This is a genomic window from Streptomyces sp. NPDC052773, assembly GCF_044547145.1.
GTDB lineage: Bacteria > Actinomycetota > Actinomycetes > Streptomycetales > Streptomycetaceae > Streptomyces.
Map to the genome: position 1 here is coordinate 17476 of NZ_JBITZX010000023.1, position 21066 is coordinate 38541.

Here is a 21066-nt window from a genome sequence, read left to right on the forward strand (position 1 = left end):
CGTATCCGGCAACGGTGCCCAGCCATCGGACACCTGAGCCGCCCGCACCCCCCACCGCATAAAATCCGCACGTCAGCGCCACCGCCGCAAGAGGAGCCGTCCCCTCATGGCCGAACACCCCGCCTACCCCGTAGGCCTCCGCCTCACCGGCCGCCGGGTCGTCGTCCTCGGCGGCGGCCAGGTGGCCCAGCGCCGCCTCCCCGCCCTCATCGCGGCGGGCGCCGACATCCACCTGATCTCCCCGGAGGCCACCCCCTCCGTGGAGGCGATGGCGGACGCGGGCGAGATCACCTGGACCAGGCGCCCGTACGCCGAGGGCGACCTCGCCGACGCCTGGTACGCCCTGATCGCCACCAGCGACACCGAGGCGAACCGCGCCGCCTCCGCCGAAGCGGAGCGTCACCGCGTCTGGTGCGTCCGCTCCGACGACGCCGACGCGGCCACCGCCTGGACCCCGGCGACGGGCCACAGCGAGGGCGTCACGGTCGCGGTCCTCACCACCGACACCAAGTCCCGCGACCCCCGCCACACCGCCGCCATCCGCGACGCGGTCGTCGAGGGCCTGCGCGACGGCACCCTGGTCGCCCCCCACCACCGCACCCGCACCCCGGGCGTCGCCCTGGTCGGCGGCGGCCCCGGCGACCCGGACCTGATCACGGTCCGCGGGCGCCGTCTCCTCGCCGAGGCCGACGTCGTCATCGCCGACCGCCTCGGTCCGCGCGACCTGCTCGCGGAGCTGCCGCCGCACGTCGAGGTGATCGACGCGGCCAAGATCCCGTACGGCCGTTTCATGGCGCAGGAGGCCATCAACAACGCCCTGATCGAGCACGCGAAGCAGGGCAAGTCGGTCGTACGGCTGAAGGGCGGCGACCCTTACGTCTTCGGCCGCGGCATGGAGGAGCTGCAAGCCCTCGCCGAGGCCGGCATCCCCTGCACCGTGGTGCCCGGCATCTCCAGCTCGATCTCGGTCCCGGGCGCGGCCGGTATCCCGGTCACCCACCGGGGCGTCGCCCACGAGTTCACCGTGGTCAGCGGCCATGTGGCGCCGGACGACGAGCGCTCGCTGGTCGACTGGCCGTCGCTCGCCAGGCTCACCGGCACGCTGGTGATCCTCATGGGCGTCGACAAGATCGGCAAGATCGCCGAGACCCTGGTCGCGCACGGCAAGTCCCCGGACACCCCGGTCGCCCTCGTCCAGGAGGGCACGACGGCCGCCCAGCGCCGCGTCGACGCCACCCTCGCCACGGTCGCCGAGACGGTCCGGACCCAGGAGGTCAAGCCTCCGGCGGTCATCGTCATCGGCGAGGTCGTCAACGTCGGCCCCCGGACGTCGTCCTAGCCGTACGCATCCGCGGGTGACCGCACCCGCTCCGAGCCGTTTGGCACCGTACCCAGAGCAAGGCAGTATCCCCCTGTGGCCGATCTCATCACCGTCGAGGACCCCGACGACCCGCGCCTGCACGACTACACCGGCCTGACCGACGTCGAGCTGCGCCGCAGGCGCGAACCCGCCGAGGGCCTGTTCATCGCCGAGGGCGAGAAGGTCATCCGGCGGGCCAAGGACGCCGGGTACGAGATGCGGTCGATGCTGCTGTCCGCCAAGTGGGTCGACGTCATGCGGGACGTCATCGACGAGCTCCCGGCGCCCGTCTACGTCGTCACCCCGGACCTCGCCGAACGCGTCACCGGCTACCACGTGCACCGCGGCGCGCTCGCCTCCATGCAGCGCAAGCCGCTGCCGGCCGCGACCGACCTCCTCCGGACCGCCCGCCGCGTGGTGGTCATGGAAGGGGTCAACGACCACACCAACATCGGCGCGATCTTCCGCTCGGCGGCGGCCCTCGGCATGGACGCGGTGCTCCTCTCCCCGGACTGCGCCGACCCCCTCTACCGCCGCAGCGTGAAGGTCTCCATGGGCGCGGTCTTCTCCGTGCCGTACGCCCGCCTCGACGCCTGGCCCAAGAGCCTGGAGTCGGTCCGCGAGGCCGGCTTCACCCTGCTCGCCCTCACCCCCGACGAGAAGGCCAGGCCCCTCGACGAGGCCGCCCCGCACCGCATGGACCGGGTCGCCCTGATGCTCGGCGCCGAGGGCGACGGCCTGACCACCCGGGCCCTGGTCGCCGCCGACGAATGGGTCCGCATCCCCATGTCCCACGGCGTGGACTCGCTCAACGTGGGCGCCGCGGCGGCGGTCGCGTTCTACGCGGTGACGACGGGCCGCCCGCAGTCGTGACACCGGCCGGGGCGCCGCCGTACGCCCCACTCGGACACCTGACGTCCGGCTCCCGACCGCACGACCACCGTCCGCACGGCCCTGGCCGGATGGCTCGGGCGGCGGTCCGCTACTCCGACAGCTCGATCGTGGACTCGTACCGCTCGGACATCAACGAGCCCTCGTCCAGCGGACGGTAGCCGCTCTCGACCCGCTCCCGCCGCACGTCGCCCGTACCGCTCCCGCCGCCCGGCTCACCGCCGAGCCCGCGCGCCGGACCCTGGCAGCCCTGCACCAGCGCGATGCCCAGCGCCACGAGCAGGGTGACGACGACGAACACGAACAGCCGCTGCCGCAGCAGCTGCGGATTGGCCGGCCGCAGCCCGGACCCGGTCCTCGGCGCCGGCCGCCCCGGGCCACCGCGCCGGGCCGGACCGCTCTGGCCACCGGACCGGGTGTTGCCACGCGGAACGGGAGTGTTGCGCGGCACCGGCGTGTTCCGCGGTGACGAGGCGTTCCTCGACGGGGTGTCCCTGGGCACCGGAGTGTTCCGCGGCACGGGGGTGTTCCGCGCGACGGGCGTGGGCCGCGCCCCCGACCGCGACGAGGGGCCCGTACCCCGTGGCGCACCGCCGCCCCGCGACGGTACCGAGCCCCGAGAGGGGCCCCCGCCCCGCACCGGCGCCGGACCGCGTGCCGCGCCCGCACCCCGGGGCACGGGCGTGCCCGGCGTACTCGGCGTACTCGACGGACCCTGCGAGCGCCGGGCGGACTGGCCGCGCTGCTGGTCGGGGTAGGTGTCCGAGAGCCGCCCGGTGGGCCGGTCCGCCTCCCCGGCGCGCGGCGCGGGCGGCCGCCCGTCGAGCAGGCCCTGCGCCTCGCGGGCGGCGATCTCCTTCAGCCGCAGCGACAGGTCCAGGGTGCTGGGCCGCTCCTCCGGGTCCTTCGCCAGACAGGCCCGCACCAGCGGGGCCAGCGCGTCCGGGACGCCGTGCAGCTGCGGCTCCTCGTGCACCACGCGGTACAGCATCACCTCGGAACTGCCGTGCCCGAAGGGCGAGTCACCGGTGGACGCGTACGCGAGCGTGGCACCCAGCGAGAACACGTCCGTGGCCGGGGTGACGGCGGCGCCGCGCACCTGCTCGGGCGCGAGGAAGCCGGGGGAGCCGACCGCCGTGCCGACATGCGTCAGCGTGGACGCCCCGGTCGCCCAGGCGATGCCGAAGTCGATGATCCGCGGTCCCTTCGGGGACAGCAGGATGTTGGACGGCTTGAGATCCCGGTGCACGACGCCGGCCTCGTGTACGGCGACCAGCCCCTCCGACAGGGCGGCCCCGATGGCGGCGACCTCGGCGGCACCGAGCGGTCCCTCGTCGGCGACCTTGTCGTGCAGGGACGGGCCGGGCACGTACTGGGTGGCGAACCAGGGCCGCTCCGCCTCCAGGTCCGCGGCGACGAGCCGGGCCGTGCATCCGCCGCGGATCCGGCGGGCGGCCGAGACCTCGCGGGCGAACCGCGACCGGAACTCCTGATCCTCCGCCAGATCGGGCCGGATCACCTTGAGGGCGACCCGCTGGCCCTTCTTGTCGGAGCCCAGGTAGACAACACCCATCCCGCCCGCGCCGAGCCGTCGGTGAAGCTTGAACGAGCCGACGACGCGCGGGTCCTCGCGCCTCAGGCGCATCATCGCCATGTTCATCCCCGCTGCCCGGTCCGTGTGACGTGCCACAGCTTACGTTTCCCCGGCCGCCTGCGCGCAGAGGCCGCGCCCTCTCGTACCGATCGATTGTCAGTGCGCGGCGCGAGACTTGAAAGGTGGTCAGGGAGGGCGCAAAGGGGACGAGTTGCCAACGCCCGCGCTCCCAACCGCCCGTCACGGAAGGGGGATTGGCGCCGCGAAGGGTGACCGCGCGAAGACGGTCACGGACGCCGGCGACCCGACGCGTGCGTACGGCGCGGCGGCGAGCGGTGCGGACCGCCGACCGGAGACGACGGCCCGGCGAAGCTCGGCCGAAGTGAGCGAAGTCACCCACACCGGCGCCCCCACGGCCTCGACATGATCCGAACGACCGCCCCTTCCCCCGGAGGGCAACCCAGAAAATCCGGGACACACCGGACGCCCCCTCCGGGAAGACCCCGAGACGCGGGCCACCGTCTCCACCCAGGGGAGTACACCGCAGGTGACGGCTCATCCTCCGGGAGGCCCGCCAAGCGGTACGAGGGCATGACGCCCGCCCCGGCCCCCGCGCCTAGATTTGAGGTCAAGCGGCGGGTGCAGTACTCGTCCCCCGAGGTCGGACACCCGCCGCTGCCACGACAACCGAGCACGGTCAGGAGAAGGACCATGGCCCACACGGCACCGCGGACACTGGTCCGCGAGGAGGGACGCAAGGCGCTCGCCGCCGCGCTCCGTCCACGCCGCCCGGGCCGCCGCCACCCCCTGGTGGCTACGCTGATGGCCCTTCCCCTGGCGGTCCTGCTCCTCCTCGTCTTCGACGGGTGGGAGACAGTGGCCACACAGGCGTCGTCCGTGGGCGAGATGCTGGGGCGCTGAGCGGCGACCCCAGGCCCGGAAGAGCGGTCCGGGCGGGGACATCCCACCCATAACCCCGTGGGGACGGGGGTGCGGCGGACGGCACAGATGCCGGCGCAGCTGGGGAGCTGCGCCGGCATTGCTTTTCCCCCAAAACACCGAGCCGTGTGCGGCCGCTGCCTGCGCCGGGAGCCCGGCATGATCGGCGATACACCCCCTAGGGGTACCCTCCTGCTCGAAGAGCTTGGAGGCGCCCCGTCGCGCCGGGCTGCGCCTCCCACGCCCGAGCGGTCACTCGGATCCCAGGCACCCCGGCTCAGCGGTAACGCCGTACCGCCCCACCGGCACCGCAGCCCCACCCACCCCCAGCCCCCGCCGCGCCCGGACGTACCCTCACCGAACCACCGCGGCGAACCCAGGGACCCCCATGACCACACCCCCACTCCTCACCGCCCTCACCGCCAAAGCCCGAACCACCACCCACCCCCACCACACCCCCTGCGCCTGCGGCACCGCCACCATCACCACCCTCGCCGACCGCCCGGACGCCACCGTCGTCCGCCACGCGGACACCGTCGCCAAGGCCCACGCCCCGGGCACGGACCGGGCCCACCTCACCGCCCGCCTGACCACGGCCTCCCACCTCCCCGGCATCCTCCTCCCGCCGCTCACCGAGATCCCCCTCACCCTCCACGGCCGCCTGGTCACCCTCTGGCCCTACGGCACCCCCGTGGACCCGGACGACCCGGACGCCGCCCCCTGGGAGGCCGCGGCCACCCTCCTCGCCCACCTCCACCGTGCCCCCGCCCCCACCATCCCCCTCCCCCCGATGCGCGGCCCGGAGAAGGCCGCCCGCGCCCTCGCCCGCCTGACGGCGGCAGCCGCCCCGCACCCGGCCACGCCCACGATCCTGCGCGCCTGGTCCGACCTCCCCGCGTGGGCCCGCGCCGAGGCCCCCATGCCGGACACGGCCACCCTCTGCCACGGCGACCTCCACCTCGGCCAGCTCGTCCGCGCGGACGGCACCCCGCAGTCCCCCTGGCGCCTCATCGACGTGGACGACCTCGGCGTGGGCGTCCCCGCCTGGGACCTCGCCCGCCCCGCCGCCTGGTACGCCTGCGGCCTGCTCCCGCCCGACGAGTGGACCCGCTTCCTGGAGGCCTACCGCGCCGCCGGCGGCCCCGCCGTCCCGGCCGACGGCGACCCGTGGCCCGCCCTCGACGTCCCGGCCCGCGCCCTCACCGTCCAGTCCGCCGCCCAGGCCGTCACCAAGGCCCTGTCCGCCGCCCGCCCTCTGGACGAGGTGGAGCAGTCCCTCGTCGACGCCTGCGCGCGGATGGCCGCCACACCCCCGGAGTTGGCGCGAAACTTCGCGAAGTAGGGTGCAACCGACCGCAGCCGGACAGAGTCTGTGCTGGAGATACGTGAAGCAGGATCGACCGGCGAGGAGTTGAGCCGACCTTGCAGTGCCCGAAGTGCCGTGCCGCGATGCACACCTACAACCGCAACGGAGTCCAGATTGAGCAGTGCAGCAACTGCCGAGGGATCTTCCTGGACTACGGCGAGCTGGAGGCCCTGACCCGCCTCGAGGCCCAGTGGACCCAGCCCGCCCCGCCGCCGGCCGCCCCTCCGGCCCCGCCCGCCCCCGCTCCCGCCCCGCAGGCCTACCCCGCGCCGCCCGCCCCCGCCTGGGGCGCCCCGCACCCCGGCCACGGCCAGTACGGCCACCGGCGCCACAAGAGCTTCGGCCACATGCTCTTCTCCAGCTGAGCCCCCGAGCACGACGAAGCCCCCGGCCGTTCGAGACGGCCGGGGGCTCCGGACTGTGTGGACGATACTGGGATTGAACCAGTGACCTCTTCCGTGTCAGGGAAGCGCTCTCCCGCTGAGCTAATCGTCCTCGGGACCACGGTCATCTCACTGTCACCCGATGAAGCCGACCATGGGCACTGCGTGCGCGATACTGGGATTGAACCAGTGACCTCTTCCGTGTCAGGGAAGCGCTCTCCCGCTGAGCTAATCGCGCGAGTGGGATCTTCGAGAAGATCCAGGATCCGAAGATCCAGTGGACGATACTGGGATTGAACCAGTGACCTCTTCCGTGTCAGGGAAGCGCTCTCCCGCTGAGCTAATCGTCCTTGGAGGTGGAGACGGGATTTGAACCCGTGTAGACGGCTTTGCAGGCCGTTGCCTCGCCTCTCGGCCACTCCACCAGGAGTGTAGAGGATCGGGAAGATCCCCTTTTCCTTCGAGCGGACGACGAGGCTCGAACTCGCGACCTCAACCTTGGCAAGGTTGCGCTCTACCAACTGAGCTACGTCCGCTTGTCGTTTCGGTCCGCTCCCGCGTCCCGGCGACGTGTTGAACTCTAGCGGATTCCCGGGCCAGTACAAAAACGCGTTTGTGCAGCGTGCTGCGGTGCGCCCACCGGACGACCCGCCCCGGCCGCCCGGAGGCCACGCCGGAGCCACCCGGCGGACACCCGCCCTAGACTCGACAACGTGCTCGACCTCCCCCCTCTCGCCCGCTTCGGCGACCGCGTCGCCACCGGCCTCGCCGACGTCACCAGTGACCCGGCAGCCCTGGACTCCACCGGATTCTGGGCCGTCGCCGCCGATTTCGAGGGCCGTCTGACCTGCGCCCGCTTCACGGACGTACGCGAGGAGCCGGTGCCCGCCCCCGTGCCGGGTGCCTGGCGGGGCCCCTCGGCCGGTGACTGGACGTCATCCCTCGACCGCGCCGCGTACACGGCGGGCGTACGGCGCGTCCGCGAGCACATCGCGGCGGGCGAGGTGTACCAGGCGAACCTCTGCCGGGTGCTCTCCGCGCCGGTCGCCCCCGGCGCCGACGTGGACGCGCTCACCGCACTGCTCGCCCGGGGCAACCCGGCGCCGTACGCCGGAACGATCCGCCTGCCGGAGCACGGCGTGGAGATAGCCACCGCCTCCCCGGAGCTGTTCCTGCGCCGGGAGGGGCGGATCGTCGAGTCCGGGCCGATCAAGGGCACCGGCCGCACCGAGGCGGACCTCCTGGAGAAGGACTACGCCGAGAACGTGATGATCGTGGACCTGGTCCGCAACGACATCGGGCGGGTCTGCGCCACGGGCAGCGTCACCGTGCCGGAGCTGTGCGTCGTGGAGAAGCACCCCGGCCTGGTCCACCTCGTCTCCACCGTGCGCGGCGAGCTGCGCCCCGAGGCCGGCTGGCCGGAGCTGCTGGCCGCCGCCTTCCCGCCCGGCTCGGTCACCGGCGCCCCGAAGTCCAGCGCCCTGCGGATCATCGACGCCCTGGAAACGGCCCCGCGCGGCCCCTACTGCGGCGGGATCGGCTGGGTCGACGCCGACCGGGGCACGGGCGAGCTGGCCGTCGGCATCCGCACCTTCTGGATCGACCGGGCCGACCCGGGTACGCCCCTGCTGCGGTTCGGCACCGGCGCCGGGATCACCTGGGGGTCCGACCCCGAGGGGGAGTGGCGGGAGACCGAGCTGAAGGCGTCCCGGCTGCTCGCGGTAGCGTCGGGCGCGTACGAGGCGAGTGGAGAGGTACTGACGTGAAGATCTGGCTCGACGGCGGACTGCAGGACATCGAGTCCGCCCGTGTCTCCGTCTTCGACCACGGGCTGACCGTGGGCGACGGCATCTTCGAGACCGTGAAGGCGGTGGACGGCCGGCCCTTCGCGCTCACCCGCCACCTCGACCGGCTCACGCGCTCGGCCCGCGGCCTCGGCCTGCCCGACCCCGACCACGACGAGATCCGCCGCGCCTGCGCCGCCGTCCTCGAGGCCAACCCGATGCCGCTCGGCCGGCTGCGCATCACCTACACCGGCGGCCACGGCCCGCTCGGCTCCGACCGCGGTGACCACGGCCCGACCCTGGTCGTCGCCCTCGGCGAGACCACCCGCCGGCCCGACACCACGGCCGTCGTCACCGTGCCGTGGACCCGCAACGAGCGCGGCGCGCTCACCGGCCTGAAGACGACCTCGTACGCCGAGAACGTCGTCGCCCTCGCCCGCGCCCGCGAACAGGGCGCCTCCGAGGCGCTGTTCGGCAACACCGTCGGACAGCTCTGCGAGGGCACCGGCTCCAACGTCTTCGTCGTCCTCGACGGCGAGATCCACACCCCGCCGCTCGCCTCCGGCTGCCTCGCGGGCATCACCCGCGAGCTGACGATCGAATGGACCGGCGCCAAGGAGACCGACCTGCCGCTGGACGTCCTCGAGCGCGCCGACGAGGTCTTCCTCACCTCGACCCTGCGGGACGTGCAGGCCGTGCACCGCGTCGACGGCCGGGAACTGCCCGGCGCGCCGGGCCCGGTGACCGCCAAAGCCATGCGGATCTTCGACGAGCGCTCCGGCGACGACCTCGACCCGTGACGAGCGCTCCGGGGACGACCTCGACCGTGACGGCCGCTTCTCGGCCGTGGGGATATTCGGCTGAAACGCGGGGCGTGCGCGGGTAGAACACCCGTGATGACCACGACCCTACGGCCGTCCGGGCCGCTCCGGCAGAACGCCGACGGGACGCGCTCACGCCACTACCAGGTGTGCGTGAACAGCCGTCCCGTCGGCGCCATACACCTCGGCACCTCCGCCGCCTTCGGCGACGCGGTGGCCCGCGTGCACCATCTGCGCATCGAGGAACCCGACCGCAGACGCGGTCGCGGCACGTTCGCCCTGCTCGCCGCGGAGGAGGTGGCCCGCGGCTGGGGCTGCGCCCTGATCGAGACGACCGTCCCCGCCGACGCCGAGCCGGCCCTGCGGCTCGTCCGGGCGCTCGGCTACGCCGTCCGCAACCGGGGCATGGAGAAACGGCTGGGCGCCGTCCCGCCCGCCCTGCCCGCCGGCAGCCGGGCCCGCCCCATGACCGAGGCCGAGTTCGGGCCCTGGCACGCGGACGAATGGGAGGGGTACGCGCGCACCTGGATCGAGCGCGGGGTGCCCGAGAAGGCGGCGTACGCCAAGGCGCGGCGCGACCAGGAGCAGTTGCTGCCGCAGGGCATGGCCACCGAGACCATGCTGTTCAGCGTCCTGGAACATGAGGGGACGCGGGTGGGCGTCCTCTGGCTGGCGCTGCGTGAGGACAAGGCGTTCGTGTTCAAGGTGGAGGCCGACGCGGCCCACCGCGGGCGGGGGCACGGGCGTGCGCTGATGCTCCTGGCGGAGATCCAGGCGATCTCCGCCGGGCGGCGCGTGCTCGGGCTGAACGTCTTCGCCGGGAACACCCCGGCCGAGCGGCTCTACGCGTCGCTGGGTTACGAGACGACGCAGTACGCCCTGCAGAAGCCGCTGCTGTGACCGTCAGGCCGGCTGCTCGGCGAGCAGCCGGTCCGCGATCTCCTCGATGCGCTCGCGCAGGCCCTCCTGGCTCTTGCCGCCGTCGAGGCGTTCGCCGCCGATGACGTACGTCGGGGTGCCGGTCACGCCGATCGCCTTGCCCTCGGCCTGGTCGGCGTCCACGATCAGGATGTGCCGGCCGTCGATCAGCGCGGTGTCGAACTCCTCCGCGTCCAGGCCGAGTTCCCGGGCCACCTCCACCAGGAAGGGTTCGCCCTTGCGGTCCAGCTCCTCGACCCGGCTCAGCACCGCCTCGACGTACGGCCAGCCCTTGCCCTGCTCCAGCGCCTCCTCGGCGGCCTGTGCGGCGGCGAAGGAGTGCTTGTGCTTCTCCAGCGGGAAGTGCCGCAGGCGCAGCTCCAGTCGGTCGCCGTAGCGCTCGCGCAGGGCGCGCAGGTCGTCCAGGGCGGTGCGGCAGTCGGGGCACTGCAGTTCGCACCAGACGTCGAGGACGGGGGGTGCGGGGTGCGCGGGGGCGGGGGAGGTGTCGCTCATGTGCCACAGTCTTCCAGTACGGCTGGTCGCGTCCCAATCCGGCGGGGTGCCTGCGGCGGCCTGTGCGGGTGCGTGGGGCTGTGCCTGTGCCTGCGGCGGCCTGTGCGGCCGTGTGGGGGTTGCTGTAGCGCCTGCGGTGCGTTTCGGGGTCGGGGCCGTGCCGGGGGGTGTCCGTCCTCGGTCCGGCGGGGCCGTTGCTCGCAGGGTGACCGGTGCTGGACGCCGGACGCTGCGGGCGGACACCCCCCCGGCACGTCCCCTTCCCGCCGTCGGCGGCTGTCCCGGCGCCCACCGTCGTCGGTGCCTTCCCGCCGTGGGCGGCTGCGTGACGGTCAGGGGTGCGGGGGCGGGAGTACGGCGAGTGGCGGTCCCGCAGGGGCGACCCGGAGATGTCCCTGATGTCCGGGCGGGGGCATGGCCGGGTGGGGTGCGGCAGGTGCACGATGGAGGGGACGAACCGGGTGCCGGATCAAGCATGCATGGAGGACGGGATGATCGCCGAGACCGTGTGTTCCGCCGTCGCCGCGGCCGGCCTCGGCATCGCCGCGGTCACCGCGTACCGCAAACGCTTCCTGACGGCCGCCCGTATCGCGGCCTACGCCCTCGTGCCGCTCGGGCTGGTGATGACGGGTGTGATCGACTGGCTCGCCGACACCGCCTTCAGTCCGACGGCGTGGGCCGGATTCGGGGTGCTCGGCGGTGCGTGGCTGCTGTTCGCCGGAACGCGGGCCGTGGAGCGCAGGCGCGCCGGGCGGCGGGAGCGCGAGGCCGCCGCCGTGGCTCCGCAGGCGTCGGCGCCCTCCCTGGGGCAGGCCTCGCGGCCGACCGCCCGGCCCAGCGCCGGCCCGGCCTCGCGGACGGACGCGGACGACTTCAGCGACATCGAGGCCATCCTGAAGAAGCACGGCATATGAGGCCCGCCGAGGCGGGCTGAAACGTGCCGGACGGGCCCCTCGGGCGCGGTGCGCGCGAAGCTTAGTGAACCGCGGGCCGGAAGGGGGCCCATGATCGGTCCGAGTCCCCCGTTTGGCGGGCCTGTCGGGCGTGTCAAGGTGCCGATTGCGCCATCATCGCCGACGAGATGCTGGACACGACACAGAGCGATGCCGCGCCGCCGCAGGACGAGCCGCGCGGATGTCTCTTCGCCCTTTCCCAGCCACCGCTGATGATCTTCCTTGCGGTGATCGGGTGTCTGCTGCTCACGGCTGCGCTGCACGATCTGCTGTTGCTGTGAGCCGTACCCGTGGTCCCCGGCGCCACCCGCCGGGGCCCGCGACGGCACTTCCGTGCGCCGGGCGTCAGCCCGCCGCTTCCTTGCGCCGGGCGCGATAGGCGGCCACGTGCAGGCGGTTGCCGCAGGTGCGGCTGTCGCAGTAGCGCCGGGACCGGTTCCGGGAGAGGTCGACGAAGGCGCGCCGGCAGTCGGGGGCCTCGCACCGCCGCAGCCGCTCCTGCTCGCCGGCCACCACGAAGAACGCCAGCGCCATTCCGCAGTCGGCCGCCAGGTGGTCGGCCACGGAGGCACCGGGAGCGAAGTAGTGCACATGCCAGTCGTAGCCGTCGTGGTCCGTGAGGCGGGGGGTGGTGCCCGCCGCGGCGACCAGCTCGTTGATCATTCCGGCGGCGGCCCGGGCGTCGGGGGCCGCGAAGATCCCGGCGAACCGGCCGCGGACCTTGCGTACCGCGGAGAGGTCGAACTCCGAGAGCACCCCGACATCACTGATCTTGTGCTCGCGTACGAACGTGTCGAGGGCCGCGACGTCCGGCAGTCCGTCCGGGGACGTGTCGTCCTCCGGCGCGGTGTTCACCAGATCCACCACAGTGTCGAGCGCGCACCGGGTGTCGTGGGTGATCAGCACGTTTCGCTCCCTGGCCTGGGGGTCGGGCGGACGCCCGCCGATGCTGGCCGATGGTAACGGCTCACCGACGGCCACCGGCCCGCCGCTGCCCGCGGTTGCCCGTACAACGGGGCTCCGGCCTGCGGGGTTCCCGGGCCGGGCGGGATTTTCACGGCCTCAGGGCTGGGTCCCAGGTCGGCTCCCGGGCCGGATGCCTGATCCCGAGCGAACCGGTCCTCGCTCACCCGGCGTGACCGTGCCCGAGGGTCGAGATGATCAGCTTTCCGCTTCTCTCGTCACGGAGCGTCACGGTCGGATCGAGCCAGGTCGGCCTCCGTGCTCCCCGTCGTGCCCTCCAAGCGACGCATCCCCTCTCGGCCACCTGACGTACACGCGCATCGGCGCCGCCCCGCAGGGTGCGTGCGGGGTGGCGCCGTGGTGTGCCGTATGCGGTTGTCCTGGCCCGAGCCGTCTCCCCGAGTGGACGGCGCCGGGCGGCTCTGTGGGGTCTGGCCTAGCTCTCCGCCAGGATGTGCGAGAGCTCCTGATCCAGGTCGAAGTGGCGGTGCTCCGTGCCCGGGGGCACGGCGGCGTCCGTTCGCTTCAGGAACGATTCCAGGGCCCGCGCCGGGGCCTCGAGCAGTGCCTCTCCCTCCGGGGAGCTCAGGGCGATGCACACCACGCCCTGACCATGGCTGCGCGACGGCCAGACACGGACGTCGCCGGTACCCGTGGGCCGGTGAAGGCCCTCGGCGAGGAGGTCGCGGGCGAACACCCACTCGACGGTCTCCTCGGCTCCGGTGTGGAAGGTGGCGTGCACGGCGTAGGGATCGGCCGTGTCGTACCGCAGGCCTGCCGGAACAGGCAGGGAGGACTCGCTCGACACAACGAGGCGCAGGTGCAGCTCGCAGCTGACCGTGGTGTTCATAAGCGCCAGGGCCTTTCGCTCAGTGTGCGCTCGGGGATTCGCACGTCGGCGAAATCGACATGCCACCTACGGTGCCGTTGTAAACCCCTCTGAGGGTTTTGCATGGCTTTACGTAACTCTTCCGGCCGAGAAGCGGTTCGCCCGGAGCGTCCATTTCGGTGACCGGTTTCGGTCCGGTAGGGTTTGGCCGTATGAATACGGGGAGTAACGAGCTTGGCGAGGTCGCCATGGCTGTCGACGAGACGGGGACGAACGGGGTGCGGAGCGAGCGGGGGAGCGAGGAAGGGCTCGGGTCCCGGGCGCCCGAGTTCATCAAGGCGCGCAGGGTGCTCCACCTGAGCTGGCAGGTCGGGGTGTTCGTCGTAGGGCTGGCGGTCGTCGTCACCGGCGTGATCATGCTGCCCCTGCCCGGACCGGGCTGGGTCGTGATCTTCGGTGGCATGGCGATCTGGGCGACCGAGTTCGTCTGGGCCCAGCTCGTCCTGCGCTGGACCAAGCGCAAGGTCACCGAGGCGGCCCAGCGTGCCCTGGATCCCAAGGTGCGGCGGCGCAACATCATCCTGACCGTCACCGGTCTGGTGATCGTGGGCGTGCTGGCCGGGATCTACCTCTGGAAGTTCGGTCTCGTCATGCCGTGGAAGATCAAGGACCAGTGATCCGCGGCCGGGGCGCGGGGGCCGGCTTGGGGTGGTCACAGGCACCCCCTGACATGGGGTAATGTTCTTCCTGCGCCCGGGCGATTAGCTCAGTGGGAGAGCGCTTCGTTCACACCGAAGAGGTCACTGGTTCGAACCCAGTATCGCCCACCCGGAACGGCGGCCCGTCTGCGAGAACGCAGGCGGGCCGCCGTCGTGTGTGCGGGGTGCGGGGGTGCGGGCGTCCTCGTCGGCGGTCGACAGGTTTCGGCCGGGGCCGGTCGTCGTGCGGCATGGTGCGGTTTGTTCGGTATCTCGACCGTGTCGCTCTCACCTGCGGTGTCGCCCGGGAAGCGGGGTCGTGCGTCCCGCGTCCGCCGTCCTTCGGCGCATCCCGCTCGGAAGAAATTCCTGTCCGAATCATTGACGCACCCGTAGTGCCTCCGTAACTTGTGCCAGCAAGCGCTTACTTGAAACGATTCATGCAGGCGGCAACGACGCTGCGGGGAGGCTTCGACGGTGGGTATCAGCAGGAATGTCGAGAGGCGTACGGTCCTGAAGGCGGTGGGCGCCTCGGCGGCCACGCTCGGGCTCGGGGCGACGGCCGCGTGCGGCGGAGGTGCCGGTTCCGGCGACGGAACGGTGACGCTTCGTTACGCATGGTGGGGTGGCGAGCCGCGCACGATCGCCATCAAGAAGACGATCGCGCTCTTCGAGAAGAAGTACCCGAAGATCAAGATCAAGCCTGAATTCACCGACTACGCCGCGTTCTGGGAGAAGTTCCAGACGCAGGCCTCCGGTGGAAATCCGCCGGACGTTTTCCAGAATGCGGTCGGCTTCCTGCGCAAGTACGACAAGCGCGGTGTTCTCATGGACCTCAAGACGCAGGCGGACGCGGGAAATCTGAGCCTGGAGAACTTCCGCAACGGTGTTCTGGCGAACGGTCAGGTCGACGGCAAGCAGATCGGCATTCCCGTCGGCGCCAACACCATGGCCCTCGTCATCGACCGCAAGGCCTTCGAGAAGGCGGGCGTGGAGGTGAAGTTCGGCTGGACCTGGGACGAGTACTTCGACGCGCTCCAGACCATCCAGGACAAGCTGAAGATCGCCGGTGACACCGGCTACTTCGGCATCATGTACCTCTACGACCTGTATCTGCGTCAGAACGGCAAGGCCTTCTTCACCGAGTCCGATCTCGGCTTCACCCAGGACGATCTGACGCAGTGGTGGGAGGATGGCTACAAGCGCGTGCGCTCCGGGCTCGTCGCCGACCCGAAGAAGATCGAGCAGGTCGCCCCCAAGTCCGGTCTGTCGGCGGGGCTCGCCGCGTCCGAGTTCACCTGGGACAACTTCTCCATCCGCTACGAGGGAGAGGGCGAGTCGGACTACGGGCTCGCGCCGATCCCGACCACCAACGGCAAGGACACCGGCCAGTACCTCGGCTCGCTGATGCTCAGCGCCTTCTCCGGGACCAAGCACCCCAAGGAGGTCGCCCAGTTCATCGACTTCATGGTCCATGACCCCGAGGTCGGCAGGATCATGGGCTACGACCGCGGCATCCTCGCCACGACCGAGCAGTACGAGGCGTTCACGCCCACCGACGAGACCAACAAGGGCGTCAAGGCCTACGAGGAGGAGGTCGCCGCGGCCGGCGTGCTCGGGAAGATCACCCCGCACCCGTCCGGCGCCGATGTCATCGAGGCGGCGTTCCTGCGGCTCGGCGGTGAGGTCGCCCAGGGCAAGACCAAGCCGGCCGACGCCGCGAAGGCGCTGTTCAGCGAGGCCAAGGCCGCGTTCGCGGGCTGAGGGGACGTACCACCATGACGCTCGTCAAGGAAGCGCCCGCGCGCCCGGCCGGGAAGCGGTCCGCCCCTCCCGCCGCCGGGCGGCGCGGGCGGCGCCGCGAGAACCTCGCCGGCTATCTCTTCATGTCGCCGTGGATCGCGGGATTCCTGCTGCTCACGGCGGGGCCGATGATCGCGTCGCTGTACTACGCGTTCACCAGCTACAACCTGTTCACGCCCCCGCAGTGGGTGGGGCTGGACAACTTCACGACGATGTTCCAGGACCCGCGCTGGCAGAAGTCGGTCGAGGTCACGCTGAAGTACGTCGTCGTGGCCACGCCGCTGAAGCTGCTGCTCGCGCTCGGCGTCGCGCTGCTGCTCGCGCAGAAGCGGCGCGGACAGGGGCTGTACCGGGCCGCGTTCTACATGCCGTCGCTGATCGGCGCCAGCGTCTCCGTGGGCTTCGTGTGGCGGGCGCTGTTCTCGGACGACGCGATCGTGGACCGTACGCAGAAGGTCTTCGGGCTCGACGTCGGGGGCTGGATCGGCAACCCGGACTACGTCATCTACGCCCTGGTGGCGCTGAGCATCTGGCAGTTCGGCGCGCCGATGGTCATCTTCCTGGCCGGTCTCAAGCAGGTCCCGCAGGAGCTGTACGAGGCGGCCGAGGTGGACGGGGCCGGTCCCTTCAGGCGGTTCTGGAACATCACGCTGCCGATGATCTCGCCGGTGCTGTTCTTCAACGTGCTGCTGGAGTCCATCCACGCGTTCCAGGTGTTCGGCTCCGCGTACGTCGTCTCCGACACCCGGTGCGGGCCGGCCGACGCGACGCTCGTCTACACCTGTTACCTCTACCAGAAGGGGTTCAAGGAGGCCCAGATGGGCTTCGCCTCCGCGATGGCCTGGACTCTGGTGGTCGCGGTGGCGCTCGTCACGGCGGTCCTGTTCTGGTCGCAGAAGAAGTGGGTGCACTACGAGGAGGCCGCCAAGTGACCACTGCCACCACCCCTGTCGTGCGCGCCGAGGGCGAGCGGCGGCGCGTCGGTTCGATCGTCTGGCACGCGGGCGCGCTCCTCGTCCTCGCGGTCGTCCTCTACCCCGTGGTCTGGGTGGTCGGTGCCTCGTTCAAGCCGAGCAAGGACATCATCGCCAGCCTCGACCTGCTGCCCACCAAGCCGGTCTGGGCGAACTTCTCGGGGCTCGCCGACGGCATCTCCGGCATCTCCATCAGCAGCTTCTTCTGGAACTCGCTGGTGTACGCGGTCCTGGCCGTGGTCGGTGTCGTGCTGTCCAGCTCGCTGACCGCGTACGCCTTCGCCAAGATCCGGTTCGCCGGGCGGAACCTGCTCTTCACGCTGATGATCGGCACGCTGCTGCTGCCGTATCACGTGCTGCTCATCCCGCAGTACGTGCTCTTCCGGAACCTGGAGCTCACCGACACCCTGGTGCCGCTCGTCGCGGGCAAGTTCCTGGCCACGGAAGCCTTCTTCGTCTTCCTGATGGTGCAGTTCATGCGCGGGCTGCCGCGGGAGCTGGACGAGGCCGCCAAGCTCGACGGCTGCGGGCACTTCAGGACCTACTGGGCCATCGTGCTGCCGCTGAGCCGCCCGGCCATCATCACCAGCGCCATCTTCACCTTCATCAACGCCTGGAACGACTTCATGGGGCCGTTGATCTACCTCAACACCCCCGAGAAGTACACCGTCTCGCTCGGACTGATGATGTTCCGCGACCAGGAGGGCATCTCCAACTACGGCAGCATGATCGCGATGTCGCTGGTCGCGCTCGTGCCGGTCATCGCCTTCTTCATGGCCTTCCAGCGCTACCTCATCGACGGCATGGCGACGTCCGGACTGAAGGGCTGAGGCGGTGACCATGGCGCAAGCACGTGTGAAAGCCCGCTCCTCGCGCAAAGAGCCGGTCTTCGGTGAGCGGTTCAGTGTGTTCGCCGAGTGTCTGCTCACCGGCGTGTGGATCGCCGTGGCCTGTCTCGGACTCGTCACCTACCCCGCCGCCTTCGCTGCCGGCGCGCGTCATCTGCGGCGCCGTACGGCCCATGTGGCCGGTGGCTGGCGGGAGTTCGCGGCGGACTTCCGGGCGGCCGTGCGCGGCGGGTGGGCCGTCGGGCTCGCCGGGTGGGCGGTGGCCGTGGCGGTCTGGGTGGACGTCGAGGCCGCCCGGGCCGGTCTGCCCGGCGGGCCGCTCGTCGGGGCCGTCGGCCTCTTCGCGCTGATCGGATGCGCCGTGGCGCTGCTGCGGGCGGCGGCCGTCTGGGAGCCGGGCGCGTCCTGGCGGGCGCTGCTCGCGGGTGCCGGGCGCCGGACCGTGCTCGACCCCGCCGGGTCCTTCCTGATCGTGGGCGGGCTGGCCGTCGTGGCGCTGTCCGCCCTGTTCGCCGCGCCGCTGGCGGTTCCCGTCTTCGGGGCCGTCGCGGCGGCGGCCGTCGCCGTGGAGGAGCGGTACCGGCGCCGCTGACCCGCGGTGCCTCTCAGCAAGGGCGGCGCGCCCTGAGCGCCGTACCTCTCTCTGTCATGCCCTTGGCAACCCGTCCCGTACGGAAAGGAAAGGCCATGTCCCCGATCCCCCGCAGGTCCCTCCTCAAGGCGGCCGCCGTCGCCGGCGCCGCCGCCCAGTTCAGCTGGGCGCTGGGGGCGCAGGACGCCGCGGCCGCGCCCGGAGCCGAGACCGCCGACGCGGAACCGGTCGTCCTGGACTGGCTGGAGGACGGCGGCCTCGGCGCCGCGCCCGGCTCCACCCTCGGCGTGCCCTGGCCCAAGGGCGCCTGCCAGGAGGACCAGACCTTCGCCCTCACCGACGAGAACGGCACCGCCGTCCCCGTCCAGTCCTGGCCGATCGCCTACTGGCCCGACGGCTCCCTGAAGTGGACCGCGCACGCCGTCAGCTCCGGTACCGGCAAGCTCACCCTGACCGCGGGCGAGCCCGCCGCCCCCGCGAAGAAAGTCACGGTCGACAGCGGCGGCGGCACCATCGACATCTCGACCGGTGTCATCACCGCCAGGATCGGCAAGTCCGGCTCCACCCTGGTCAAGTCCGTCACCCGCGGCTCCACGGAGATCGCCAGGAACGGCCGGCTCGTGGTGCTGCGCCAGCCGGAGATCGAGGACGGCGACCAGGGCACGGTCAAGTACGAGCGCTTCGACAGCGCCATCTCCGAGGTGAAGGTCGAACAGGACGGCCCGGTCCGCGCCGTCGTCCGCATCGACGGCAAGCACCGCAAGGGTGACCGGAGCTGGCTGCCGTTCTCCATCCGCCTGTACTTCTACGCGGGCGCCGACTCCTTCCGCATGGTGCACACCATCACTTACGACGGCACCCAGGAGCCCGGCAAGGCGAGCGGCGACTTCATCCGCGGCATCGGCGTCCGCTTCACCGTGCCGATGCGCGACCAGTCCTACGACCGCCACATCCGCCTCGGCGGCGAGGGCACCGGCATGCTCCGCGAGGCCGTCAAGGGCATCACCGGACTGCGCCGCGACCCCGGCCAGGCGGTGCAGGTGGCGCAGTACGAGGGTCGGAAGCTGCCCGACCCGTCGACGTGGGACCAGCGGGTCACCACCCGACTCCAGTACATCCCCGAGTGGGGCGACTACGCCCTCTCCCAGCTCTCCGCCGACGGCTTCACCGTCCGCAAGCGCACCAAGAAGGGCCACGGCTGGATCGCCGCGGGCGGCGGGCGCCGCGCCTCCGGCTTCGGCTACGTCGGCGGCGTGAGCGGCGGACTCTCCTTCGGCCTGCGCGACTTCTGGGAGAAGTTCCCCGCCCAGCTCGACATCCGCGACGCCCACACCGACGAGGCCCAGGTCACCCTCTGGCTCTGGTCGCCCGAGGCACAGCCCATGGACCTGCGCTTCTACCACGACGGCCTCGGCCAGGACACCTTCCCCGAGCAGCTCGAAGGCCTCAACATCACCTACGAGGACTACGAGCCCGGCTTCGGCACCCCCTACGGCATCGCCCGCACCTCCGAACTCCTCTTCTGGGCCAACGAGTCCACCCCGAGCGCCGACAAGCTCGCCGAGCAGGTAGAGGCCGTCCGCGTCCTGCCCCAGCTCGCCGCCCCGCCGGGGCAGCTCATCAAGGCGGGTGTGTTCGGCAAGGGCCTGTACGCCGAACCCGACCGCTCCACCCCCGCCAAGGCGAAGATCGAGGACCACCTCGACTTCCTCTTCACCTACTACAAGGACCAGGTGGAGATGCGCCGGTGGTACGGCTTCTGGGACTACGGCGACATCATGCACACCTACGACACGGTGCGGCACCAGTGGCGCTACGACGTCGGCGGCTACGCCTGGGACAACTCCGAGCTGTCGCCCGACCTGTGGCTCTGGTACGCGTACCTGCGCTCCGGTCGCGCCGACATCTTCCGCTTCGCCGAGGCCATGACCCGGCACACCGGCGAGGTCGACGTCTACCACCTCGGCAAGTGGGCCGGCCTCGGCACCCGGCACGGCGTCCAGCACTACGCCGACAGCGCCAAGCAGCAGCGCATCGCCAACACCACTTACCGCCGCTACTACTACTTCCTCACCGCCGACGAACGCGTCGGCGACCTCATGCACGCCAACGTCGACTCCGACGAGACCTTCCTCGTCCTCGACCCCATCCGCAAGATCCGCACCGAGCCGTACACGCCCGACCGGCACGCCCTGTCGATCGGCTTCGGCACCGACTGGAGCGGCCTGGTCTCGGCGTGGCTCACCGAGTGGGAGCGCAAGGGCCCCAAGTGGGAGAAGGCCAAGGCGCGCGTGCTGTCCACCATGGAGACCATCGCCGCTCAGCCCAACGGCTTCGTCCAGGGCACCGGCCTGTACGACCTGGACACCGGCCGGTTCGCCATCGCCGAGAAGCCGGTCGTCGGGGTCTCGCACCTGTCGGCCGTCTTCGGTCTCAACGAGCTGTGCGCGGAACTCATCGACCTCGTCGACATGCCGAAGTTCAACGAGGCCTACTTCGACTACTGCCGCTACTTCAACGCCACCAAGGCCGAACAGGCCGCCCGTTACGGCTCCCACTTCGGCAGCCTGATCCTGTTCCAGGGCCACTCCCGCCTCGACGCCTACGCGGCCGTGAAGACGGGCGACGAGAAGCTCGCCAAGCGGGCCTGGGAGAAGTTCTACAACTCCGACGGCTACAAGGAGTCCGCGCCCTGGAAGACCGAGAAGGTCAGCGGGCCCAAGGCCCTCGTCGAGGGCAGCGAGGCCACCTGGGTGTCCACCAACGACACCGCGCTGTACGGCCTCGCCGCCATCGAGAACCTGGCCCTCCTCGGCGACAGGATGCCGGCGTGA

20 protein-coding genes and 6 tRNA genes are annotated in these 21066 nt (G+C 71.6%); 17 read left to right on the forward strand and 9 right to left on the reverse strand.

All coding sequences use genetic code 11. From position 1 onward, the window contains the following. Window positions 1-106 precede the first annotated feature (106 nt). Entirely contained in the window at window positions 107-1339 is a 1233-nt protein-coding gene (gene cobA / locus ACIG0D_RS33515; RefSeq protein ID WP_399808707.1) for a uroporphyrinogen-III C-methyltransferase, read from the forward strand. 75 nt (window positions 1340-1414) lie between these two features. Then, entirely contained in the window at window positions 1415-2233 is an 819-nt protein-coding gene (locus ACIG0D_RS33520) for a TrmH family RNA methyltransferase (protein ID WP_399808710.1), read from the forward strand. A 109-nt stretch (window positions 2234-2342) separates the two neighbouring features. Here ACIG0D_RS33520 and ACIG0D_RS33525 read toward each other — a convergent pair whose 3' ends face one another. Next, window positions 2343-3911 carry a protein kinase gene (locus ACIG0D_RS33525; protein ID WP_399808851.1) on the reverse strand — a complete coding sequence of 523 codons (1569 nt, stop codon included), beginning with the start codon at window positions 3909-3911 and terminating at the stop codon, window positions 2343-2345. Between the two features lie 645 nt (window positions 3912-4556). On the opposite strand from ACIG0D_RS33525, the gene ACIG0D_RS33530 reads away from it, so the two are divergent. From ACIG0D_RS33530 to ACIG0D_RS33540, 3 genes are all read left to right on the forward strand, one after another. After that, complete coding sequence (locus tag ACIG0D_RS33530; protein ID WP_365767293.1) at window positions 4557-4766, forward strand: hypothetical protein; 210 nt, start codon at window positions 4557-4559, stop codon at window positions 4764-4766. A 406-nt stretch (window positions 4767-5172) separates the two neighbouring features. Next, complete coding sequence (locus ACIG0D_RS33535) at window positions 5173-6126, forward strand: aminoglycoside phosphotransferase family protein (protein ID WP_399808714.1); 954 nt, start codon at window positions 5173-5175, stop codon at window positions 6124-6126. An 80-nt stretch (window positions 6127-6206) separates the two neighbouring features. After that, entirely contained in the window at window positions 6207-6515 is a 309-nt protein-coding gene (locus tag ACIG0D_RS33540; protein WP_399808718.1) for a zf-TFIIB domain-containing protein, read from the forward strand. A 58-nt stretch (window positions 6516-6573) separates the two neighbouring features. On the opposite strand, the gene ACIG0D_RS33545 is transcribed toward ACIG0D_RS33540, so the two are convergent. The 5 genes from ACIG0D_RS33545 to ACIG0D_RS33565 form a co-directional block, all read right to left on the reverse strand. Then, window positions 6574-6645, reverse strand: a tRNA-Val gene (locus ACIG0D_RS33545). Between the two features lie 54 nt (window positions 6646-6699). Beyond that, a tRNA-Val gene (locus tag ACIG0D_RS33550) sits at window positions 6700-6771 on the reverse strand. A 40-nt stretch (window positions 6772-6811) separates the two neighbouring features. Next, a tRNA-Val gene (locus ACIG0D_RS33555) sits at window positions 6812-6883 on the reverse strand. 1 nt (window position 6884) lies between these two features. Further along, a tRNA-Cys gene (locus ACIG0D_RS33560) sits at window positions 6885-6958 on the reverse strand. A 38-nt stretch (window positions 6959-6996) separates the two neighbouring features. Then, a tRNA-Gly gene (locus tag ACIG0D_RS33565) sits at window positions 6997-7069 on the reverse strand. Between the two features lie 177 nt (window positions 7070-7246). Between ACIG0D_RS33565 and ACIG0D_RS33570 the strand changes: the two genes are divergently transcribed. From ACIG0D_RS33570 to ACIG0D_RS33580, 3 genes are all read left to right on the forward strand, one after another. Then, window positions 7247-8299, forward strand: coding sequence for a chorismate-binding protein (locus ACIG0D_RS33570; protein ID WP_399808720.1), 1053 nt, complete (start codon window positions 7247-7249; stop codon window positions 8297-8299). After that, window positions 8296-9117 carry an aminodeoxychorismate lyase gene (locus ACIG0D_RS33575; RefSeq protein ID WP_365766627.1) on the forward strand — a complete coding sequence of 274 codons (822 nt, stop codon included), beginning with the start codon at window positions 8296-8298 and terminating at the stop codon, window positions 9115-9117. Before ACIG0D_RS33570 ends, ACIG0D_RS33575 begins: the two co-directional genes overlap by 4 nt. Window positions 9118-9213: 96 nt before the next feature. Continuing rightward, window positions 9214-10038, forward strand: a complete 825-nt coding sequence (locus ACIG0D_RS33580; RefSeq protein ID WP_399808724.1) for a GNAT family N-acetyltransferase — start codon at window positions 9214-9216, stop codon at window positions 10036-10038. Window positions 10039-10041: 3 nt separating this feature from the next. Here the strand turns inward: ACIG0D_RS33580 and ACIG0D_RS33585 are convergent, their stop codons facing one another. Beyond that, entirely contained in the window at window positions 10042-10572 is a 531-nt protein-coding gene (locus tag ACIG0D_RS33585) for a DsbA family protein (RefSeq protein WP_399808727.1), read from the reverse strand. A 491-nt stretch (window positions 10573-11063) separates the two neighbouring features. Here ACIG0D_RS33585 and ACIG0D_RS33590 point away from each other — a divergent pair, with 491 nt between their 5' ends. Together ACIG0D_RS33590 and ACIG0D_RS33595 are read left to right on the forward strand one after the other, a co-directional pair. After that, window positions 11064-11486, forward strand: a complete 423-nt coding sequence (locus ACIG0D_RS33590; RefSeq protein WP_399808730.1) for a hypothetical protein — start codon at window positions 11064-11066, stop codon at window positions 11484-11486. A gap of 167 nt (window positions 11487-11653) precedes the next feature. Then, the gene (locus ACIG0D_RS33595) at window positions 11654-11806 is read left to right on the forward strand and encodes a hypothetical protein (protein WP_164873000.1); all 153 of its coding nucleotides are present in this window, start codon (window positions 11654-11656) and stop codon (window positions 11804-11806) included. Between the two features lie 64 nt (window positions 11807-11870). Here ACIG0D_RS33595 and ACIG0D_RS33600 read toward each other — a convergent pair whose 3' ends face one another. Together ACIG0D_RS33600 and ACIG0D_RS33605 are read right to left on the reverse strand one after the other, a co-directional pair. Continuing rightward, window positions 11871-12431 (reverse strand): CGNR zinc finger domain-containing protein, encoded by a 561-nt coding sequence (locus ACIG0D_RS33600; RefSeq protein ID WP_365766631.1) that lies wholly within the window; start codon window positions 12429-12431, stop codon window positions 11871-11873. Between the two features lie 493 nt (window positions 12432-12924). Beyond that, window positions 12925-13338 (reverse strand): SsgA family sporulation/cell division regulator, encoded by a 414-nt coding sequence (locus ACIG0D_RS33605; protein ID WP_004002642.1) that lies wholly within the window; start codon window positions 13336-13338, stop codon window positions 12925-12927. A gap of 191 nt (window positions 13339-13529) precedes the next feature. Here ACIG0D_RS33605 and ACIG0D_RS33610 point away from each other — a divergent pair, with 191 nt between their 5' ends. The 7 genes from ACIG0D_RS33610 (at window position 13530) to ACIG0D_RS33640 (ending at window position 21066) form a co-directional block, all read left to right on the forward strand. Further along, complete coding sequence (locus ACIG0D_RS33610) at window positions 13530-13994, forward strand: TIGR02611 family protein (protein ID WP_399808733.1); 465 nt, start codon at window positions 13530-13532, stop codon at window positions 13992-13994. Window positions 13995-14072: 78 nt separating this feature from the next. Then, window positions 14073-14144 (forward strand) — tRNA-Val (locus ACIG0D_RS33615). A 348-nt stretch (window positions 14145-14492) separates the two neighbouring features. After that, window positions 14493-15779 carry an ABC transporter substrate-binding protein gene (locus tag ACIG0D_RS33620; RefSeq protein ID WP_399808736.1) on the forward strand — a complete coding sequence of 429 codons (1287 nt, stop codon included), beginning with the start codon at window positions 14493-14495 and terminating at the stop codon, window positions 15777-15779. Window positions 15780-15793: 14 nt separating this feature from the next. Then, complete coding sequence (locus ACIG0D_RS33625; protein WP_399808739.1) at window positions 15794-16750, forward strand: carbohydrate ABC transporter permease; 957 nt, start codon at window positions 15794-15796, stop codon at window positions 16748-16750. Beyond that, on the forward strand, window positions 16747-17622 hold the full coding sequence (locus tag ACIG0D_RS33630; RefSeq protein WP_399808742.1) for a carbohydrate ABC transporter permease: 876 nt from the start codon (window positions 16747-16749) through the stop codon (window positions 17620-17622). The genes ACIG0D_RS33625 and ACIG0D_RS33630 overlap by 4 nt, the downstream gene beginning before the upstream one ends. A 10-nt stretch (window positions 17623-17632) precedes the next feature. Further along, a complete protein-coding gene (locus tag ACIG0D_RS33635) occupies window positions 17633-18232 on the forward strand; it encodes a hypothetical protein (RefSeq protein ID WP_399808744.1) in 600 nt (199 codons plus the stop codon). 95 nt (window positions 18233-18327) lie between these two features. After that, window positions 18328-21066: a Tat pathway signal sequence domain protein gene (locus tag ACIG0D_RS33640; protein ID WP_399808747.1), complete on the forward strand. Its 2739-nt coding sequence runs from the start codon at window positions 18328-18330 to the stop codon at window positions 21064-21066.

What these genes read in the sequence shown, in the direction of transcription:
- cobA (WP_399808707.1), top strand. Translation starts at nt 107, where the DNA reads ATGGCCGAACACCCCGCCTACCCCGTAGGCCTCCGCCTCACCGGCCGC.
- ACIG0D_RS33525 (WP_399808851.1), bottom strand. Translation starts at nt 3,911, where the DNA reads ATGAACATGGCGATGATGCGCCTGAGGCGCGAGGACCCGCGCGTCGTC.
- ACIG0D_RS33530 (WP_365767293.1), top strand. Translation starts at nt 4,557, where the DNA reads ATGGCCCACACGGCACCGCGGACACTGGTCCGCGAGGAGGGACGCAAG.
- ACIG0D_RS33535 (WP_399808714.1), top strand. Translation starts at nt 5,173, where the DNA reads ATGACCACACCCCCACTCCTCACCGCCCTCACCGCCAAAGCCCGAACC.
- ACIG0D_RS33580 (WP_399808724.1), top strand. Translation starts at nt 9,214, where the DNA reads ATGACCACGACCCTACGGCCGTCCGGGCCGCTCCGGCAGAACGCCGAC.
- ACIG0D_RS33585 (WP_399808727.1), bottom strand. Translation starts at nt 10,572, where the DNA reads ATGAGCGACACCTCCCCCGCCCCCGCGCACCCCGCACCCCCCGTCCTC.
- ACIG0D_RS33590 (WP_399808730.1), top strand. Translation starts at nt 11,064, where the DNA reads ATGATCGCCGAGACCGTGTGTTCCGCCGTCGCCGCGGCCGGCCTCGGC.
- ACIG0D_RS33595 (WP_164873000.1), top strand. Translation starts at nt 11,654, where the DNA reads ATGCTGGACACGACACAGAGCGATGCCGCGCCGCCGCAGGACGAGCCG.
- ACIG0D_RS33605 (WP_004002642.1), bottom strand. Translation starts at nt 13,338, where the DNA reads ATGAACACCACGGTCAGCTGCGAGCTGCACCTGCGCCTCGTTGTGTCG.
- ACIG0D_RS33610 (WP_399808733.1), top strand. Translation starts at nt 13,530, where the DNA reads ATGAATACGGGGAGTAACGAGCTTGGCGAGGTCGCCATGGCTGTCGAC.
- ACIG0D_RS33625 (WP_399808739.1), top strand. Translation starts at nt 15,794, where the DNA reads ATGACGCTCGTCAAGGAAGCGCCCGCGCGCCCGGCCGGGAAGCGGTCC.
- ACIG0D_RS33635 (WP_399808744.1), top strand. Translation starts at nt 17,633, where the DNA reads ATGGCGCAAGCACGTGTGAAAGCCCGCTCCTCGCGCAAAGAGCCGGTC.
- ACIG0D_RS33640 (WP_399808747.1), top strand. Translation starts at nt 18,328, where the DNA reads ATGTCCCCGATCCCCCGCAGGTCCCTCCTCAAGGCGGCCGCCGTCGCC.